We start from the raw sequence: 19148 nt of genomic DNA, 5'->3' as shown, positions 1-19148 counted from the left end.
GCTCTGGGCGCGGTCGCCGCCCGGCCGATCCGGCGTCGCTCTCCTGGAGGCGCTCGCGAGGGGGGAGCGTGATCACGCCCCGCCCCGGGGCCGCCCGAGGGCACTCATCCGGCCGGGAAACGCTCGTGGCCAGGGGGAACGGCCGTTCCGGCCGGGCGACGGCCGCACCCGGAGGAAAAACGAAATGAGGGATGCTGCGCTTTCAGCGAAAAGCGCTGACAGCGAACGAACGGAAAACGCGGCTCCCCGCTGGACTATGGTCGCGGGTATTCGTTTATCGGCAAACCTCGGGTTCGGAGTAGGTGGAAGACGTGAGCGGTCCCCAGATCGTCCCCGAAGACCAGCTGTATCAGAGGCTGCTGCGCAAGCGGATCGTCGTGCTCGGCAGTGAGGTGAACGACGAGGTCGCCAACCGGATCTGCGGGGAGCTCCTCCTGCTCTCCGCCGACGACGACCGTCGCGACATCTGGCTCTACATCAACTCACCCGGCGGCTCGGTGTCGGCCGGAATGGCCATCTACGACGTGATGCAGTACATCCCCAACGACGTCGCCACCGTGGGCATGGGCATCGCGGGGTCCATGGGGCAGTTCCTGCTCTGCTCGGGCGCTCCCGGCAAGCGCTACGTCCTGCCGCACGCCAGGGTGATCATGCATCAGCCCTCGGGAGGCCTCGGGGGCACGGCCGCCGACATCGCCATCCAGGCCGAGCAGATGCTCTACACCAAGCAGATGATGCGCGAGCGGATCGCCTTCCACACCGGCCAGCCGCTGGAGCGGATCGAGGAGGACTGGGATCGCGACCGCTGGTTCACCGCCACCGAGGCCAGAGACTACGGCTTCGTCGACCAGGTGATCAGAAACACCAGCGAGGTGGTGTCCGAGGGCTGACATTCCGCTCCCGAGGACGATCTCCTTTCGGGAGGATATTCCACTCCGGGAGTGATCGCGCTCTCGGAGCGGTTTCCTACGGCCATTCTGCGTGCTTCACATGAAATGGTCTGGCGCCATTTCCTGCCTAGCCCGGAAATGGCGCCGTGCGATAAAACGGTGCCACGCGATGAATCGTCGCCCTTTTGGTCGTCGAGGGGCCCCGGCCGGGCTTTCCTCGTCAGTGCCGGCAGAGCAGGCAGCGTACGGCGTGTTCGAGGGACTCCGCGTCGCCGATGGGCGAGGGCCATGGCAGCCGGATCAGCGTCGGGTCGCTGTCGACGCCGCAGCGGACGGTCGCCCCGAAGCGGTCGAGCTCCCAGAGCCAGGCCTCCGGCACCGGTGCGGCGAGCAGGGAGACGAGCGCGGCCTCCAACTGCCGGCGGTGGGAGCCGTTGATGTGGTGGAGCATGCGCTCGGCGTCGTCCATCAGGGGGTCGGGGGCGGCGCCCAGATACTCCTCCGCGTCCAGCAGGCCCGACTCCGGCCCGGTGAGATAGATCACCCTGCCGACGTCGACGCGGATCAGCCGGGGGCCGTCCATCCCCTCCAGCGTCTCGAACAGGGCCTCGTCCGGGCAGCGTTCGGCGATCGCCACCGCCGTCTCCCTCGCCTCGGCCTCGGGCACCGCCTGCGCCCAGCCCTGCACCTTGAGCAGGCCCCGCGAGAGCTCGTGCGCTCCCAGTGAGCGGGTCGACGTCAGATCCACGGTCACCACGGGCTCGTCTCGCACGTCATGGAGCGGATCGCCGGGCAGGACGAGCAGCACGGGTCGTCCGGCGCCGTCCACGCCGCCCCTGGCGGGTGTCGCGGGAGCGTTGGTTCCGGAGACGGAGACGTGGGTGGGAGCGGCGGTGGCTGCGAGGGTGCGGACCCGCTCGGGGATCGGCGGAGCGGTGACGGGCTGCATGAACCGGCTCTCCTTGAGGTCGGGGGCACTGCTGTGTATAAGATTAGCCTTGCCTAACTAAGGTAAACCTAACCACAGAGGAGTGAGCATGCGCTACACCGGGCCGAAGGTGCGTCTTTCCCGGAGGGCCGGCGTGCCGCTGACCCGTAAGGCCGTCCGATACTTCGAGGAGCGCCCCTACCCGCCGGGTGAGCACGGTCGCAAGACCAACCGGCGGCAGACCGGTGACTACGGGCTGCGGTTGATGGAGAAGCAGAAGCTCCGCTGGTACTACGACGTCTCCGAACGGCAGATGCGCCGCTACTGGGACATGGCGCTGCGCGGCACCGGCCGGGCGGGCGCGGAGCTGGTGGTGCTGCTGGAGACGCGCCTCGCCTCCCTCGTCCTGCGCTCAGGGCTCGCCCCGTCCATCTACGCGGCCCGCCAGTACGTCACCCACGGCCACATCACCGTGGACGGCCGCAAGGTCGACATCCCCAGCTACCTCGTCAAGCCGGGCCAGGTCGTCGCGGTGCGCGAGAGATCACGCCGGATGCAGCCGTTCGTCGCGGCGTCCGAAGGCGTGTACGCGGACGACCGGACGGCCGCCTACCTCGACGTCGACCACGCCGACCTCCGGTTCACCCTTTTCAGCCGCCCGCTGCGCGAGCAGATCGTGGTCCCGGTGGACGAGCAGCTCGTGGTGGAGTTCTACTCGCGCTGACCCGGCGCCTATCCGCGCCGCCGGCCCGCCGCCTTCCGGGTGGCGGGCTTTCTCACGCCACCGTTCGCCGAGCCCTTCGAATCCGAGCCGTTCTTTCCCGCAGAACCGTTCTTTCCCGCGGAGCCTGAGCCGTTCTTTCCGCCGGAGTTCGTGTCGTTCTTCCCCGCGGAGCCCGAGTCGCCGTTCGCCGTTCCGTTCGTTCCCGCGGCGCCGTTCACCGGCACCGGAACCCGGTCCCGCAACTCCCGCACCTCGGCCCGGAGCGAGGCCAGCTCGGCGAGTACGGTCCTGCCCAGTTCCTCGGTCGCCTGTACGGACTCCTCGGCGTGCTCCTCCTCCATCGCGCTGACCACCACCGCGATGAACAGGTTCAGCACCACGAAGGTGCACACCAGCATGAACACCACGAAGAACAGCCACGCCGACGGATGCTCGTCCATCACCTCCCTGGTGATGTCGGACCAGGCGTCCCCGGTCATCATCTGGAACAGGGTGAACAGCGAGGTGGGCAGGTCGCCGAAGTACTCGGGGGCGGTGACGTGGTAGAGCTTCGTGCTCATCACCGCCGCGACGTAGAGCACCAGTGCCAGCAGCAGCACGATCGAGCTCATCCCCGGCAGTGCCGTGAGCAGCGCGGTCACCACCCGGCGCAGGCTGGGAAGCACGGAGATGAGCCGTAGCGCCCGCAGGATGCGCAGCGCGCGCAGCACCGAGAGCCCGCCCGCCGTGGGGAGCAGCGAGACGACCACGATCACGGTGTCGAAGAGGCTCCACGGGTTGCGGAAGAACCGCCAGCCGTAGGCGTACAGCTTGGCGGTGAGTTCGGCGACGAAGACGTAGAGGGCGAGGTGGTCGACGACGGTGAGCACCGCGCCGTACGGCTCGGCGAGCGTCGCCGAGGTCTCCAGTCCGAGCGTGGCCGCGTTGATCACGATGACGGTGATGATGAACTGCTGGAAACGCTGCGTTTCGAGCAGGCGGCGGAGACGCTCGCGCGGTGGCACGGGGACTCCCGGAAGTCAAAAGGTCAAGGACAAGCAAAGATCATAACGGACCGGTGAAGACCGAAATCCGCCTTTCGTGGAGTGAGGTGTCCGAAATATTCGGGCTTTGCGGTACGGGAACGTTCCGTGCCGGGAAGAGAGTGCCACCACTGCTTTCGGCCCTGCCCCTGTGCTCTGTCCGGCAGGCAGAGGGGCAGGGGGCCGGGCCCCGCCCGGCGAGTGCGGGGTTCAGCCTGGAGGGCCGTACGGCTCGATCTTCGGGTCGGAGTAGGGGCCGCCCTCCTTCGGGGCGACCCGGCGGGCGGCGACCTCGCTCACCCGCAGGCCGTACAGGCCCTGGTCGGGGTCGATGAGCACCAGGCCGTAGTCGGTGTCGACGTCCTCCTCGGGCAGTTTCAGGCGCCGCATGGCCTGCGCGAGCGTGGCGTCGGGCGGGAGCCGTACGGTGATCAGGAGCATGCACTCACGCTACGCGCCTGGCGCGGCGTCGCAACGAGGCGAGCATCCCGGGGGTGTCGACGACTCCGTAGCCGTAGTCGTGGTCGAACCCGATGTCGCCGCGGTCGTCGGCGGTGCGCCGGAGCAGGGTGCGCAGCTGGGAGGGTGACAGCCGGGAGGAGGGCCACAGGGTGCGGATGGCCGCGACGACCCCGGCGACGACGGGACAGGCGGCCGAGGTGCCCGAGTCGGCCTCGTCGTCGCCGAAGGCCCGCGAGCCGGAGAAGTGGGTGAAGGCGCAGAGATCGGGCTTTCTCACGGTGAGGCGGCCGGGCCCCTGCGAGGAGTAGCCGACCCGCTCGCCACGGATGTCGACCCCGCCGACCGACAGGACGCGCGGGTGGGAGTTCGCGCCCGTGATCGGCCGGTTGGCGTACGCGCACCGGCCGTCGGGGCAGTCGCGCCCGCAGTTTCCCGCGGCGAACAGCACGTCGGCGCCCGCCTGCTCCAGGCTGGAGACGATCAGGTTGAACGGGTGGGCCGGGTTGTCGGAGTAGTTGCCGGGATGGCCCGCGGGGAAGTCCCAGCTGGGGGAGAAGGAGCCCCAGCTGTTGGTGACGACGAGGGAGCGTGATGCCTCGGGCTGGTCTTCGAGGACGGTGCGCAGGTGGGCGAAGGCGGCGACCGCGTCCGACAGCAGGCCGTCCAGCGCCGAGCCGCCCGGACGCCGGGAGAGCAGCACGGGCACGTCGATCAGCGACGCCCTCGGGGCGGCGATGAGCGCGTCGAAGGCGCACATCGTGCCGTGGTCGACGGGGAACTCGCCCGCCTCGCCCCGCACCCCCGACGGCTTCCAGCTGCGCTGGGCGTCGAGGGCCACGCCGCGGTCGAACTGCCGGGCCACGTGCGCGGCGTTGATGCCGCTGTCGAGCACCGCGAGCGCGACGCCAGAGCCGTCGAGGCCCTCGCGCGCCAGCTCGGGGACGTGGAGCAGCCGCTCCACGTCGCGCCAGTCGCCCACCGGTGGCGTTCCGCCGCAGGTGAGGCTCCGCTGGATCATCGGGTCGGCGAAGACCCCCACCACGTCGGGACGCAGCGAGGGCAGCAGGGTGACCCGGGTGGAGATCTCGTCGTCGGAGATCTCCCCGCGGACCAGGACGGAGGCCTCGTCGTCGGCGAAGGAGAACGTGAGCGGCTGGTTGAGCGAGAGGGGATCGCCCCCGGCGAGGGGGACCGGGCGGGGAGCGACGACAGGGGTGAAGGAGGGGTCCACGACGACGCCGGGCAACGCGTCGGCGACGTCGGCCGCCGCCGTGCTCACCGAGGGGTCGGCCACGGCCGCGACGACGTCGGGGGATGGACGGAGCTGGAGCAGGACCCGCATGTGCACCACCGGGGCTTGAGAGGATCGGGCTCCACCACGTTCCTGCATCCGCCTCGATCGCGTCCAGCCGTTGAAACCACCCTCTATCTGGTCTCATGGCATGTAACCCACGCAAACGACAGGGATGGATTTCCTTCCCTGTGCGGGTGCCGGTGACTAGCGTTGGGCGGCATGACCGCAGAGGCGGAGACGACTCCACCCCCCACCCCAGATGTCCGGCACACCCACTGGCTGAGCACCCGGCCCAGACTGATCGTCGCCAGTGGGTTCATGCTCTTCTTGGAGCTGGCCCTGATCCGATGGACCGGATCGAACATCGTTCATCTGAGTTACTTCACCAACTTCGTCCTGTTGGGGTCGTTTCTCGGTATCGGGCTCGGCTTCCTCCGGGTGGGACGCACCACCCGGCAGCCGTACTACTCGCCGATCGTGCTCGCCGTCCTGGTGCTGGTCGTGTGGCTCTTCCCGGTCACCGTGGACCGCCAGACCGAGGGGGTCCTGTACTGGACGAGCCTGAGCGAGAGCGGGCCGCCCGCCTGGCTGATCCTGCCGGTCATCTTCGCCGCGGCGGCGATCGTGCTGATGGGCCCGGCCGAGCTGGTCGGGCGGTGCTTCCCCGAGCTGGAACGGCTGGAGGCCTACCGCTACGACCTGATCGGCAGCCTCGGCGGCATCGCGCTGTTCACCGCGCTGTCGTTCCTCAGCGCGCCCCCGGTGGTGTGGGGGTTGATCGCCGCGGTCGCCTACGCGGTGCTGCTCTGGCCCCGCAGGGTCTGGGCCCGCGCGGCGCTGCTCGTGCCCTCCCTCATCGTCGTCGGGGTCCTCGCGACGGAGTCGCTGACGGCCGGGGCGCTGTGGTCGCCCTACTACAAGGTGACCTACGTGCGCGGCTACTGGAACGACGTGCCGCTGATGGACATCAAGGTCAACGGCATCCCGCACCAGCAGGCCAGCCCGGCCAAAAGCCGCCTGGAGTGGGAACGCCAGTACGCCCTGCCGTACGAGCGCGCGACCTCGGGCAAGCTGGACGACGTGCTGATCGTGGGCGCGGGCAGCGGGACCGACGTGTCGATCGCGCTGTCGAAGGGCGCCAAGCGTGTGGACGCCGTGGAGATCGACCCCAAACTGCTCGAACTCGGCCGCTCCTACCACCCCGACAGTCCGTACAGCGACCCCCGCGTCACCGCCCACGTCACCGACGGCCGCGCCTTCCTGGAACGGACCTCCGACAAGTACGACCTCATCCTCTTCGCGTTGCCCGACTCGCTCACCCTGGTGTCCGGGGCGAGCTCGCTGCGGCTGGAGAGCTACCTGTTCACCCAGCAGGCGATGGAGGCGGCGAGGGACCACCTCAAGCCCGGCGGCACCTTCTCGATGTACAACTACTACCGCGAGACCTGGCTGGTGGACCGCCTCGGCTCCACCATGCAGGCCGCCTTCGGCCACAAGCCCTGCGTCGACATCGTCAGCGAGACCGGGCAGCAGGCGGTGATCACCGCGGGTCTCACCGCCGAGGCGCAGCGCTGCGACTCCGAATGGGCGGGGGCGACCGCCGACACCCCGCCGCCGAGCGGTGACGACCGGCCCTTCCTCTACCTGAAGGACCGGACGATCCCGCAGATCTACGTCATCACCCTCGGCCTGATCCTCGTCGTCAGCCTGCTCGCCGTCCGCGCCGTCGCCGGTCCCTACCGGCGGATGCGCCCGTACGCCGACCTCTTCCTGCTCGGGGTGGCGTTCCTGCTGCTGGAGACGAAGAGCGTGACCGGGTTCGCGCTGCTGTTCGGCACCACCTGGGTGGTGAACGCGATCGTGTTCGGCGGGGTGCTGGTCGCCGTGCTCGCCGCGGTGGAGGTGACCCGCCGCTTCAGGGTGCCGTCGCTGCCGGTGATGTACGGGGTGCTGCTCGCGGGGCTGGTCCTCGCCTGGCTGGTGCCCAACTCGTGGCTGCTGAGCCTGCCGCTGCCGGTGCGCGCCGTGGCGGCCGTGGTCGTGGCGTTCCTGCCGATCTTCGCGGCCAACGTGGTGTTCGCCAAGCGCTTCGCCGACTCCGCGGACGCCACCGTGTCCTTCGGGGCGAACCTGCTGGGCGCGATGGTCGGAGGCTGCCTGGAGTATCTGGCGCTGGTCATCGGCTACCAGGCACTGCTGATCGTCGCGGGCCTGATCTATCTGGGGGCCTTCGTCCTGCTGCCCAGGACCGCGAGGGGCGTCGGAGCGGCCAAGGCCGGCTGAGCCCGGCGGGCTCCGGGAAAAGCGCCGGTGGCCCGTCCTCCTTCGCGGAGGGCGGGCCACATGCGTGCGGGATGGTCGGCGGCGGAGCCGGTCGCGCGGGGCGGTCAGAACCCGCAGAGCTCGTCCAGGGACGCGGCCTCGCCCTTGCCGTTCGGGGTGGGCGTCTGGCTCGGCTTGGCCACCGCCGTCCTGGAGGGCTTGGGTGTGGCGGTGGGCGTTGATCCGCTCGTGCCGCTCGTCCCGGGGGAGGCCGTCGCGGCGAGGGGCCGACGGGCCGGCTGCAGTGACTGGCGCAGCGTCCTGGCGGTCGCGGCACGGATCTTCTGCCAGTCGGGCGAGCCGGTGTAGAACTCCGGCGGCACGAACTGGAGGCTCACGATCCTCGCGTCCTTGACCTTCAGCCCCAGTTCGGTGATGTGCTCGAGCAACTCGCGAGGGATGTCGGTCTTGGCCATCTTCTTGGCCACGTTCGCGATCTTGACGAAGTTGGTGAGCACGACCGACGGGGTGGCCTGCTGGGTGAAGGCGCCGATGACGCAGCGCTGGCGGGCCATCCGGGAGAAGTCGTCGCTGCCGACGCGGGAGCGCCCGTACCAGAGGGCCTCCTCGCCGGTGAGCTTCCGGTATCCGGCCTTGATGGTCCCCGCGGTGCCGTAGAGGCCGCCCCAGGGCACGTCGCTCTCCACCCTGATCCTCAGGCCGCCGATGGCGTCCACCAGGTGGGCGAAACCGAACATGTTGACCAGGGCGTAGTAGTCGATCTTCAGGTTGAGCGTGTAGCCGATCGCCTCCATGAGGGCCCGAGGGCCTCGATGGCCGTCCTTGACGTCGGGCATGAGCTCGGGGTGGTCCTCGGCGTACTGCCAGACCTCGTTGAGCAGGCCCCCGTTGGGCAGCTCGCGCATGAACCCGTCGGGGAACCGCTTGCCGAGCGGGGTGTTCGGCGGGAAGCGGACGTGCTGGAGGTTGCGGGGGAGGCTGAACATGGCGGTGTTGCCGGTCGCGACGTGCACGCTGGCCATGGTCATGCTGTCGGTCCGCACGCCCTCCCGGTTTCCGGCGCCGTCGCCGCCGACGAGCAGGAAGTTCACCCGCTTGCGCCCGCCCCACGGGTCCTCGTGCTTGACGGGGGCCGCCGTGGGGTTGGCCGAGGCGCTCTCGAAGATGCTGTTGGCCGCGTCCTTGACGGTCAGCACGGTGCTCGCGGTCAGCGCGAACGGCGCCATCACCGACACGCACAGCACGCCGACCGCGATTCCCGACACGATCTGTCCCCTGCCGCTGAGCCGGTCGGGCCCGAGGGAGACGTAGGAGAAGAGCACCAGCAGGAACCAGGCGATCGCGCCGACGATGGCGAGGACCGCCCCGGTCATCAGCGTGCTGTCGCGGGCGACGAAGCCCGCGTTGCCGTCACCGCTGAGGACGAGCGCGCCGACCAGGGCGGCGAGCAACAGCGCGCCGAAGATCGTGAGGAGGATGTATCCGGTGCGGCGGTGTCCCGCCCGCAGGTGCGCCGCGCCGGGCAGGAGCGCCGACAACGCGGTCCAGCCGATGAGCGCGCCGACCGTCATCGGCTTGGCGAACCGCGGCCGCTTCCCGGGCGGCCCGGGAGGGGCAGGGGGGCCGGGAGGCGACCCTCCGCTCTGGCCCGGTCCTCCGGGGCTGCCGGGCCCTCCGGGCGGGGCTGCTCCCTGAGGCTGAGCCGGTCCCGCGGGCTGGTCGGGCCGCGGTCCAGCTCCGGCCTGCGAGGGAGAGGCCGCCTCGGTCTCGGGCGCCCCTCGGGAAGGAACGGACTCCTGTGCGTCGTGCGTGGCCTGCCCGTCGCGTACGCCGTTCGGGGGAGGCGTTCCCTGCCCGCCGCGTACGTCGTGGGGGGAGGGCGTCCCCGGCCCGTTGTGCGCGCCCAGAGGGGAGCGCGCCTCCTGTCCGTCGGCGGCGCCCCGTACGCCGGGCCGGGTCTGCGGGGGTGTGCCCCGCCCGTCCGGCACGCTCTGGGCCTGGCCGGGAGCCGCCCGGAGTCCGCTCGCCGCGTCCCTGGAGGGGGACGCGTTCTGCCCGGAGGGAGAGCCCTGCGCCTGTGGCGTGCCGGGTGGAGCGGCGGGGGGCTGTGTCTCGGCCGGCCCCTGCGCGACGCCACGACCTGCACCTTGGCCGCCGCCGCGGCCCGCGCCCTGGCCACCGCTGCGGCGCCGGGGGCGCCGTTTCCCGTTCCCACTGTCGCCGGCGAGATCCCCCGAGTCTTGCCCAAGGCGCATCGTCACACCGCTTCCTACTACGTCTTGCCCCGGTCTACCTGGCAAAACAGCCAAGGTTCCCCGATTGAACGGAATTTGCCAGGATTCTAGTCCCCATACCTGGACATGACAGACAGATAGCTAATCTGTGGTGAATGATCGTTTAAGTCGTGATGTTATCTAAGATGTCGCCGAAGACGGTGCCAACCAGGTGTTGCACTGGAAGGTCTTGTTCTTCTCGTAGCCCTGCCGGAACCACCGATGGTTGTTCGCCGGGGAACCGTGGTCACGGGGGTAGCCGGGCCAGTCGCCCACGCGGGAGTAGAAGTAGTAGAGGGTGTTGCGCCGGGCGGGGGTCACCGGATAGCTGGCCGAGACCGAGCGCATGAACATCGCGCCGAAGCAGGTCGCCTGGAGCTCGAACCGGCGGCTGAGCGCGAGCCTTCCGCTCTGACTGCCGGAGCGGAGCGACTTCTGCCACCAGGTGTCGGACAACCCCGACAGATGCTGCACATGGTGTCCGTACTCGTGCGCCATCATGCTGACGACCCCGCCGTGCCAGTCGGTGATGGAGCCGTACCCGCCGGAGTTGCCCACCCCTCGCACCATCGCCCTGGTCGAGGCGTAGATGGTGGTGTTGCGCGGGCAGTAGTAGGGCACCATGCTGCCCGGCGAGGGAAAGTCGCCACAGGCGCCGCGGCCCTTCGTCGCGGTGAGGGCGTAGCCGGGCGGACGCCAGTCCATGCCCTGCTCGCGCATGATCCGGGACCACCCCTTGTCCATGCATCTGGAGGTCTTGAGGATCAGTGCCTTGAGCTGACTGTGGTCGTAGATGCTGGCCGATCCCGCCGGGCAGTTGACCCTGGGAAGCCCGCCGGCCCGGTAGAGCGTGTTCTTCTCCAGGCTGGTGTTGAGCGCCCGTGCCCTGGTCGGGGGCGTGACCGTGTCCTTCGAGGCGTCGGAGGAGGTCGTCGTCCGCCGCGGTTCGCTGGACGCGGTCCGCGCGGGCTTCGCGGTGGGCCTGCCGTCCAGGGAGGTGGGCGGCGGCGAGATCGCGACCGGCGAGACCGAAACCGAGCGGCGGCTGTTCTTGGCCACCGCGCCCATCACCACGAGCCCGAGGAAGACCAGCGCGAACACACCGAGGAACCCGCCGGCGATCGCCCCGGCGCCACTGGAACGAGAGCGCTGCGGCTGCCACTGCGGTGGCGGGTAGGCGTGCCGCTGCCGCAGGTCCGGTGGTGGCGGGGCCGGGTGACTGTACGGCGGCGGGGGCGGATGACCGTACGGCGACGGTGGCTGGGATGGATGACCGTACGGCGGCGCCGGTGGGGCCGGATCGCCGTACGGCGATGGCGGTGGGGTCGGATGACCGTACGGCGGCGGCGGTGGGGCCGGATGGCCGTACGGCGCCTGACCGCCGGGCAGTGTGGGCATATGCCGGTATCCCTGTTCCGGCGGCTGCTGCTGCGGGCGCGCCGGCGAAGACGGAAACCGGGGCGGATATCCGGAGGGCGGTGGCTGGGGGTGGCTCTGGGGCGGGCTCGGCTGCCGGGAGGCGGGGGGATACCCGTAGCCGGGAGGGAATCCCTGTCCTGGCGGCGACGCCGGGTGGCTCCCGTGCCCCGGCGGCGACGCTGGATGGTTTCCCTGCCTCGGCGGTGCCGGTGCGTATCCGGCCTGTCCTGACGGGGGTGCCGGCGGATATCCGGCCTGTCCCGGAGGCGGCGCCGGAGGGTTTCCCTGTCCCGGCGAGGGGTGCCCCTGCTCCGGGTACGTGGGCAGGATGAGCGTGTGCGGATAGCCCTGCCCCGGCGGCGACGGGTGTCCCTGCCACGGCGACGCCGGACGGTCTCCCTGTCCCGGCTGCGGTGGATACCCCGGTGGCGGCTGGGGGTGGCCGTGAGCCGCCCACCCGGGCGGCTCCTGAGGTGGTCGCCCCCCTGGTGGAGGGGGTGGTGGAGGATGTTGTCCGTTGCCTGTCACGCTGTCTCCCCGTTACCCCGAGCGTCTGATATGAGCTACAGGTCCGGACTTTTGCCGAATTTGGGGCGTAAGCATACTGATTTATCATCCGTCACGGATGTCGCTGCATTCGATTACATTCCGAAATCATCCGAGGTGATCTCCGCTATGTACCGGACCGATCCAGGGCCCGTGACCTAGCTTCAAACCATGAATCTGCAGCAGCTCCGCTATGTGGTCGCGACGGCGGAGCATCGCACCATGACCGACGCGGCCAGGTCGCTGTACATCGCACAACCTGCCCTTTCCCGTGCGATCAGGGATTTGGAACGAGAGCTCGGGATGACGTTGTTCGCACGTTCCGGACGTGGCGTGGTCGTCACGGCACAGGGACGCCGGGTGGTCAAGCTGGCCCGGGAGGCACTCGACGCCGTCCGCGAGATCGAGTCACTGTCCACGCACGGCCACGCGTCCGAGGCGGAGCTTCGCATCGCCTCGATACCCAGCCTCGAACCGGGGCTGGCAGGACGCCTCCTCCCCGCGTACACCGCGGAACATCCCGGGGTACGCATTCACATCGTCCGCTGTGACGGGCGGGACGGCGTGGTGAGCGCCATCAGGGACCAACGGGCCGATCTCGGCCTGACGGACCTGCCCGTCCCCACCGATCTGGTCAGCCACCCGCTGGAGCGCCAGGAGATCGTGCTGATCTCCCCGCCCGGCGTGGACCTGCCCGACCCGGTGCCGATGAGGAGACTCAACGGCATGCGGCTGGTGCTGCCGGTTCCCGGCAGTTCCCGGCGCAGGGAGTTCGACGCGCTCTTCGCCAAGCACGGTGTGGCCCCCGTGGTGGCGACGCAGCTCGACGAGCGCGGCAACTGGCTGGGCACCGTCCGTTCGGGTACGGCCTCGATGCTCTGGTACCGGGGGATGGCCGAGCAGGCCTCCCGCGCCGGGCTCGTGGTCCGCACCCTCGATCCCTCGGTCCGCCGGGTGATCGCCATCGTTCACGCGCGGCGGCGGCTGCCCGCCATCGCCCAGGAGTTCCTGTCCGTGGCCGAAAGTGGGTCGGCCGCGTAAGGACCCTGTGGTTCGCTGGTTTTCCCAGATTTCCCCCAGAGGCGGCGCAGGTGGGAGCGCCGTCCTCTCCGACACCGGGGCTATAGGCTCGGTCTCGATGACTATCCTGCGCCTGCGTGGCCGTGAGTTCCGGCCCGGCGAGTTCGCGATCATGGCGGTGGTCAACCGCACCCCCGACTCCTTCTTCGACAGGGGAAGGACGTACGGCTTCGCGGCGGCCCTGGAGGCGGTGGACGGTGCCGTCGCGGGAGGCGCGGACATCGTCGACATCGGCGGCGTGAAGGCGGGTCCCGGCGACGAGGTCGATCCCGCCGAGGAGATCCGCCGGGTGGCCGACCTGGTCGCCGAGGTCAGGCGCCGCCATCCCCGGCTCATCGTCAGTGTCGACACCTGGCGCGCCGAGGTCGCCGAGGTCGTCGCCGAGGCGGGCGCGGACCTTCTCAACGACACCTGGGGCGGGGTGGACCCCGAGCTGGCAGGAGTCGCCGCCAGGCACGGCATCGGCCTGGTCTGCGCGCACGCCGGGCGCGTGACCCCGCGCACCCGCCCGCACCGCATCGCCTACGCCGACGTGGTCGCCGACGTCATCGGCTACACCGTCGACCTCGCCGAGCGCGCCGTCGCCGCGGGGGTGCCCAGGGAGTCGGTCCTCATCGACCCGGCGCACGACTTCGGCAAGAACACCTGGCACTCCCTGGAGGTCAGCCGCCGCCTGGACGAGATGGTCGCCACCGGCTGGCCGGTGCTCGTCGCGGTCTCCAACAAGGACTTCGTCGGAGAGACCCTCGGCGGCCTGCCGGTGGACGAACGCCACGCCGGGACCATGGCCACGCTGGCGGTCTCCGCCTGGCAGGGCGCCCGGGTCTTCCGCGTCCACGACGCCGCCTCCGCCCGCGCCGCCCTGGCCACCGTGGAAAGACTGCGCCGGTGACGCCGGTGGATCAGGAATAGATGACGGAGAGGAAGCGGATCAGGATCGCCTCTCGCCGATCGGCGGGAAGAGCGTCGAGAACCGCGTTGACCACGGCCATCTCCGGCTGCCCTGAACCGCCCAGGTCCACCCCGACCGCGGACGCCAGCTCACCGAAGGCGGCGTCGTCGAGCGCGTCCAGGTCCAGGCCCGCCACCAGTTCCACCAGCCCTTCCGGCAGCTTGGCGGGACCCCGCTCCCGCGCGGCCTCCACGGATTGCGCGATCACTTCCAGCATCGCCTCGACGCCCCGCAGCGTCACCCCGGTCACCGTGATGTGGATGTTGGCCGGGATGCCCGAGTAGGACAGCTGCGGCTGCAGGAACCAGCCGCGTCTCCGCGCCTCGTCCGACAGCACGAACACGTCCACCCCTTCGCCGCCGGAGTCCCCGTGGGAGCCACTGCCGGAGCCTCCGTCGGAGCCGAAGGCGACGAGCGCCGACTCCGGGTCACCGAGCACCCGCAGCCCCGGGATCTTCGCGATGCCCGCGCGGAGCTCGCGGGCCGCCGCCAGGGTGGTGCGCCCGAGCTCCAGATAGCCCTCCCGGCCCAGGGCTTGGAGGGTGGCCCACGCGCCGCCCAGCGGGCCCGCGGACTTCGAACTCTGCACGGTGGCGTTGATCACCGTGTAGCCGGGCCACGACGCCGAGGCGAAGTACGCCCGCCGCCTCATCGCCGGATCGGCGAACAGCACGACCGAGGCGCCCTTCGGGGCGTAGCCGAACTTGTGCAGGTCGCACGAGAGCGACGTGACCCCGGGCACCGACAGGTCGAAGGGCGGGATGTCCGCCCCGGCCTCGCGCAGCCACGGCAGCAGCCACCCGCCCACGCAGGCGTCCACGTGGCACGGCACGCCACGCGCGGCGGCGATCGCGGCGATCCCGGCGACCGGGTCGATCACGCCCTGCGGGTAGGACGGAGCCGAGGCGACCACCAGGACGGTGTCCTCGGTGATCGCGGCCTCGACGTCCGCCGGGGAGGCGCGGAAGGTCACCGGGTCCACCGGCACGGCGTCCACCACGAGCCCCAGGTAGTGCGCGGCCTTGTGGAAGGCCGGGTGCGCGGTCACCGGGACCGCCATCCGGGGGCGCCCCGCGGTCTCCCGCGCGTCCCGTGCCGCCTTCACCGCCAGCATGATCGACTCGGTGCCGCCGCTGGTGAAGATGCCCGACCCGCCGCCGAGCAGCTCGGCGACCGCGCCGACGACCTGTTTCTCCATCTCCACCACGCTGGGGAAGGCCGTCGGGTCGAGGGTGTTGACCTCCAGCATCTCGAAGTAGGCCCTGGCTGCGGCCTCGTGCACCTCTGGCCGCCCGGTGTCGTAGACGTACGCGGTCACCTTGCCTCCGCGCACCGGCAGGTCCTCCCGCTTGAGGCGGGTGATCTCGGCCAGCAGTTCCTCGGTGCTGCGGCCCTTGTCGGGCAGGCTCATCGCTCTCCTCGGGGGTACGGCTCGCGCGGGCCGGAAGGGAACGGCCCGCGAGGGCCGCCGGGAAAATGCCAGCATCACACGAATCGACCCGTACGGGGGATACGACGGAGGCCCGTCGCCCGGCCGAGCGGGTGATCCAACGGCCTCGATCAGGACAGCGGAAGCCGTACGACCGCGCGAAGACCCGGGGAGGCGTCCTCCAGATGGACCGCGCCGCCGTGGGCGTGGACCGTCTCGCGCACGATGGCCAGGCCCAGCCCGGCTCCGCCCTCGTCGCGGCTGCGCGAGCTGTCCAGCCGGGTGAACCGGTCGAACACCCGCTCCCGGTCGGCCTCGGGGATGCCCGGCCCGTCGTCGGCGACGGTCAGCACCGCGTCGGCCCCCTCGGTCCGCAGCTCGACCACCACGGGGGCGAAGGTGTGCCGCAGCGCGTTGTCGACCAGGTTGACGAGCACCCGGCCCAGGTCCAGCGCGTCCCCGGTGACCGTGATCGACCTGCTCTCCACCGCGCCGCCGGCGTCGCGGGACCCGTTCTCCGGCGTGCCTGCGCCGCCGGACACGCCCCCGGTCGCGTCGCCGGTCGCGTCGACGACCGCGCCGCCGGCCGGGGCGGGGCCGCTCTCGGGCGCACCGCCCGGGTCGCCGATGATCCTCACCGTGACGGCCTCGCCGTAGCGTTCGACGGTCTGCGGGACGAGCTGGTCCAGCTCCACCGGCTCCCCCCGCGCGGGCGTGCCGCCGCGCTCGTCCAGGCGGGCGAGCGAGAGCAGGTCCTCGGCCAGCCGGGACAGGCGCATGGTGTCCTCGAGCACGCCCTCGGCCGTCTCCCGCCAGTCCTGCCCCTCGGGGTGGCCGAGAGCCACCTCCAACTGGAGCCGGATGCTCGCCAGCGGGCTGCGCAGCTCGTGCGCCGCGTCCGAGACCAGGGCCTGCTGCCGGATGCCCGCCTTCTCCAGCCGGGCCAGCATCGCGTTCAGCGTCGTGGCCAGACTGTGCACCTCGTCGCGCGCCTCGGGCACCGGCAGGCGACGCGAGCGGGCGGTGTCGGTGATCTCGTCCGCACCCCGGCGCAGCGCCGCGATCGGCCTCAGGGTCCCGCCGATGATCACCCAGCTCGCCGCCGCGAGCAGGACCAGCAGCAGTGGCGTGCCGACGATCAGCACGTTCCCCGCCGTGGAGATGCTGGTCTGCACCTCGCTGAAGGAACGCGCCGCGATCACCGTCTGCCCCCGGTCGGCGCTGAGCACCCGGACGCGGAGCAGGTGCGGGATGCCGTACGGCTTGCCGTCCAGGAACCGCGCCTCGCCCTCGCCGATCGCCGCCGCCCGCTGTTCCGCGTCCAGCAGCGGCACCAGCCTGTCGGTGCCGGTGGTCGTGTGGGTGATCCGCCCCGCGCCGTCGATCACCTGCAGGAGAGTGCCGTCCGGCGAGGTCATCTCGTCGGGCAGCCGTCCGGCGTCGGCGAGCGAGACCGTGTCCCTGGCCCGCTGGTAGATCGACTCGTCGATGGTGTCCCGCAGCGCGTTGCCGAGCACGGTGATCATCACGTAGGCCGAGACCACCAGCGCCACCGCCAGCACGGCCGAGGCGACCGCCGTCAGCCGGAAGCGCAGGCTCTTGCGCCGCCACCTGCCGACCGCGCGCCCTCCTCCGTGCGGACCCGTGCCGGTGCGGGAGCCCGTGCCCGCCTTGGCGGGTGGGTCCCCGAAATCCCGGTGCGCCGGATCAGCCGCCATCGCCGGCCAGCCGGTATCCCGCTCCCCGTACCGTCTGCAGCGCGTTCCGGGAGAACGGCACGTCGATCTTGCGCCGCAGGTAGCCGACGTAGACCTCCACCACGTTGGGATCGGTGTCGAAGGTGTCCCAGACATGCTCCAGGATCTCCGTCTTGGAGACCACCTCGTCGTGGTGGCGGAGCAGGAACTCCAGCAGCGCGAACTCCCTGGGCGTCAGCTCCACCGGCGTCTCCCCCCTGGTGACGCGCCGCCGAGCCGGGTCGAGCTCCAGGTCTCCGGCCCTCAGCACGGCCGGGCGCCGGCTCGCCCCGCGCCGCAGCAGCGCCCTCAGCCTGGCCACCAGCACCACGTACGAGAACGGCTTGGTCAGGTAGTCGTCGGCGCCCAGGTCGAGCCCGTCGGCCATGTCGTACTCACCGTCCTTGGCCGACAGCATGAGGATCGGAACCCAGTTCTCCTCGGCCCGCAACTGCTTGCAGACGTTGTAGCCGGAGATCCTGGGCAGCATGATGTCCAGCACCACCACGTCGTAGTCGCCGTGTCTCGCCTGGTGCAGGCCGTCCTCCCCGTCGTGCGCGAGGTCGACCACGAACCCCTCGGCCTGCAGACCACGCCGCAGGGCGGCGGCCATCCTCCGCTCGTCCTCGACGACGAGAACCCGCATGACTGCCCCTTTCACCGTCCCGACGTGCCCATCCTCGACCACCCGGCCTGAGAGGCGGCTGAGAAGCCTGTGAGCCCTCTCAGTCTGTCTCAGCTTCGGCACAGGACCCGTCGCGCAGGCTGCTGCTGACAGGGATTGACGGCATACCGTGGAGGAATGAGATGTCTGAGCAAGCGAGACGGGGGCGCGCGGTGAGGTGGGCGGTGCCGGTCGCCGCGATCGCGGTGGTCGCCGGAGCCATCGGAGCCGGACCGGTCATCGCCGCCGTCCAGGGGGATCCCGCGCTGCCCGAGCGCACCGCCGAGCAGCTGCTGGCCGACGCCGTCCAGGCGAGCCAGACCGGGCTCAAACCCATGTCGGGCACCGTCGTGCAGACCGCCTCACTCGGGTTGCCGGGGCTGCCCGACGTGGCGGGCATGGGGGGATCCTCGCCCGCGGGCCTGCTCGCGGGCTCGCACGAGCTCAAGGTCTGGTACGGCGGTGAGGACAAGGTCCGCTTCGCCCTTCCGGGGCGGATGAGCGAGACCAACCTGATCGTCAACGGCGACCAGGTGTGGATGTGGCAGAGCGACGCGAACAAGGCCACCCGTATCAAGGTGGGGGAGGCGAAGGACGCCGAGGGACTCGGGCACGGGGGGCCGGCCGACGGCGCCGCACGTAGCGCGCTGCCCACGGCGGCCACACCGCAGCAGTTCGCCCGGCAGCTGCTGGAGAAGGCCGGGGACGACACCGCGATCAGTGTGACCAACACCGAGAAGGTCGCCGACCGTGCGGCCTACCAGCTCGTCCTCGCGCCCAAGGACGCCTCCTCCCTGGTCAAGGAGGTCAAGGTGGCGCTGGACGGGGAGACCTTCGTCCCGCTGCGGATCCAGGTGTACGCCAGGAGCGCGGCCGAGCCCGCCTTCGAGATCGGCTTCACCTCGGTCACCTTCTCCCCGCCCGCCGCGGAGAACTTCACCTTCACCCCGCCCGCGGGCGCCAAGGTCGAGGAGACGTCGCTCGGCGAGCTCGCCGAGGAGCGCGGGCGGCAGGGGGAGAAGCTCAGGGAAGGTGAGGAGATCAGGAACAAGGCCGAGATCGTCGGCGAAGGCTGGACCACGGTCGCGGTGATCCCCGCCTCCGAGATGCGGAAGCTGACCTCGGCACCACGGGACGAGGCCTCACGAGACGCGGTCGGACAGGACGCCGACGCGATCACCGACGCCATGTTGAAGTCGGCCAAGCCGATCAGTGGCACGTGGGGCAGCGGCAAGGTCGTCCAGACCAAGCTGGTCTCCGCGCTGCTGACCGACGACGGCCGCCTGCTGGTCGGTGCCGTCACCCCGGAGAAGCTGTCCGAGGCGGCCGGTCGGAAGTGAACACGACGCCGGGAGTCAGGTGTCCGCGCCCGGCTCCCGGCGGGCGTCCTCCGATCCCGTGTGCGGGATCAGGGGGCGTGAACCGGGGACGCCCCTCCGGACCACG

15 protein-coding genes are annotated in these 19148 nt (G+C 70.8%); 6 read left to right on the top strand and 9 right to left on the bottom strand.

The window, feature by feature from the left end:
* Positions 1–311 precede the first annotated feature (311 nt).
* The gene (locus AB0B90_RS27040; protein ID WP_350949211.1) at positions 312–890 is read left to right on the top strand and encodes an ATP-dependent Clp protease proteolytic subunit; all 579 of its coding nucleotides are present in this window, start codon (positions 312–314) and stop codon (positions 888–890) included.
* 220 nt (positions 891–1110) lie between these two features.
* Here AB0B90_RS27040 and AB0B90_RS27035 read toward each other — a convergent pair whose 3' ends face one another.
* Positions 1111–1839: a DUF2470 domain-containing protein gene (locus AB0B90_RS27035; RefSeq protein WP_362925438.1), complete on the bottom strand. Its 729-nt coding sequence runs from the start codon at positions 1837–1839 to the stop codon at positions 1111–1113.
* An 88-nt stretch (positions 1840–1927) separates the two neighbouring features.
* On the opposite strand from AB0B90_RS27035, the gene rpsD reads away from it, so the two are divergent.
* Positions 1928–2542, top strand: a complete 615-nt coding sequence (gene rpsD / locus AB0B90_RS27030; protein ID WP_350949209.1) for a 30S ribosomal protein S4 — start codon at positions 1928–1930, stop codon at positions 2540–2542.
* An 8-nt stretch (positions 2543–2550) separates the two neighbouring features.
* On the opposite strand, the gene AB0B90_RS27025 is transcribed toward rpsD, so the two are convergent.
* The 3 genes from AB0B90_RS27025 to AB0B90_RS27015 form a co-directional block, all read right to left on the bottom strand.
* Positions 2551–3546 (bottom strand): ion transporter, encoded by a 996-nt coding sequence (locus AB0B90_RS27025; protein ID WP_350949208.1) that lies wholly within the window; start codon positions 3544–3546, stop codon positions 2551–2553.
* A gap of 228 nt (positions 3547–3774) precedes the next feature.
* The gene (locus AB0B90_RS27020) at positions 3775–4005 is read right to left on the bottom strand and encodes a hypothetical protein (RefSeq protein ID WP_350949207.1); all 231 of its coding nucleotides are present in this window, start codon (positions 4003–4005) and stop codon (positions 3775–3777) included.
* 4 nt (positions 4006–4009) lie between these two features.
* Positions 4010–5368 carry a S8 family serine peptidase gene (locus tag AB0B90_RS27015; protein ID WP_350949283.1) on the bottom strand — a complete coding sequence of 453 codons (1359 nt, stop codon included), beginning with the start codon at positions 5366–5368 and terminating at the stop codon, positions 4010–4012.
* A gap of 171 nt (positions 5369–5539) precedes the next feature.
* On the opposite strand from AB0B90_RS27015, the gene AB0B90_RS27010 reads away from it, so the two are divergent.
* Complete coding sequence (locus tag AB0B90_RS27010; RefSeq protein WP_350949206.1) at positions 5540–7603, top strand: spermidine synthase; 2064 nt, start codon at positions 5540–5542, stop codon at positions 7601–7603.
* Positions 7604–7707: 104 nt separating this feature from the next.
* On the opposite strand, the gene AB0B90_RS27005 is transcribed toward AB0B90_RS27010, so the two are convergent.
* Both AB0B90_RS27005 and AB0B90_RS27000 read right to left on the bottom strand, forming a co-directional pair.
* A complete protein-coding gene (locus AB0B90_RS27005) occupies positions 7708–9174 on the bottom strand; it encodes an LCP family protein (RefSeq protein ID WP_362925435.1) in 1467 nt (488 codons plus the stop codon).
* Positions 9175–10017: 843 nt separating this feature from the next.
* A complete protein-coding gene (locus tag AB0B90_RS27000; RefSeq protein WP_362925433.1) occupies positions 10018–11274 on the bottom strand; it encodes a neutral zinc metallopeptidase in 1257 nt (418 codons plus the stop codon).
* 738 nt (positions 11275–12012) lie between these two features.
* Here AB0B90_RS27000 and AB0B90_RS26995 point away from each other — a divergent pair.
* Both AB0B90_RS26995 and folP read left to right on the top strand, forming a co-directional pair.
* The gene (locus AB0B90_RS26995; protein ID WP_350949204.1) at positions 12013–12882 is read left to right on the top strand and encodes a LysR family transcriptional regulator; all 870 of its coding nucleotides are present in this window, start codon (positions 12013–12015) and stop codon (positions 12880–12882) included.
* Positions 12883–12979: 97 nt separating this feature from the next.
* A complete protein-coding gene (gene folP / locus AB0B90_RS26990) occupies positions 12980–13813 on the top strand; it encodes a dihydropteroate synthase (protein ID WP_350949203.1) in 834 nt (277 codons plus the stop codon).
* 10 nt (positions 13814–13823) lie between these two features.
* Here folP and AB0B90_RS26985 read toward each other — a convergent pair whose 3' ends face one another.
* The 3 genes from AB0B90_RS26985 to AB0B90_RS26975 form a co-directional block, all read right to left on the bottom strand.
* The gene (locus AB0B90_RS26985; RefSeq protein ID WP_362925430.1) at positions 13824–15284 is read right to left on the bottom strand and encodes an aspartate aminotransferase family protein; all 1461 of its coding nucleotides are present in this window, start codon (positions 15282–15284) and stop codon (positions 13824–13826) included.
* 149 nt (positions 15285–15433) lie between these two features.
* Entirely contained in the window at positions 15434–17020 is a 1587-nt protein-coding gene (locus tag AB0B90_RS26980; RefSeq protein WP_362925428.1) for a HAMP domain-containing sensor histidine kinase, read from the bottom strand.
* A complete protein-coding gene (locus tag AB0B90_RS26975) occupies positions 17010–17684 on the bottom strand; it encodes a response regulator transcription factor (RefSeq protein ID WP_350949200.1) in 675 nt (224 codons plus the stop codon). The genes AB0B90_RS26980 and AB0B90_RS26975 overlap by 11 nt, the downstream gene beginning before the upstream one ends.
* A 161-nt stretch (positions 17685–17845) precedes the next feature.
* Between AB0B90_RS26975 and AB0B90_RS26970 the strand changes: the two genes are divergently transcribed.
* The gene (locus AB0B90_RS26970) at positions 17846–19042 is read left to right on the top strand and encodes a DUF2092 domain-containing protein (RefSeq protein ID WP_350949199.1); all 1197 of its coding nucleotides are present in this window, start codon (positions 17846–17848) and stop codon (positions 19040–19042) included.
* Positions 19043–19148: the final 106 nt, after the last annotated feature.

The sequence above is a fragment of the Streptosporangium sp. NPDC049078 genome, from assembly GCF_040648855.1.
Taxonomy (GTDB): domain Bacteria; phylum Actinomycetota; class Actinomycetes; order Streptosporangiales; family Streptosporangiaceae; genus Streptosporangium.
Note: the sequence above shows the minus strand (reverse complement) of the source record. Positions and strands in the feature narration are given on the sequence as shown.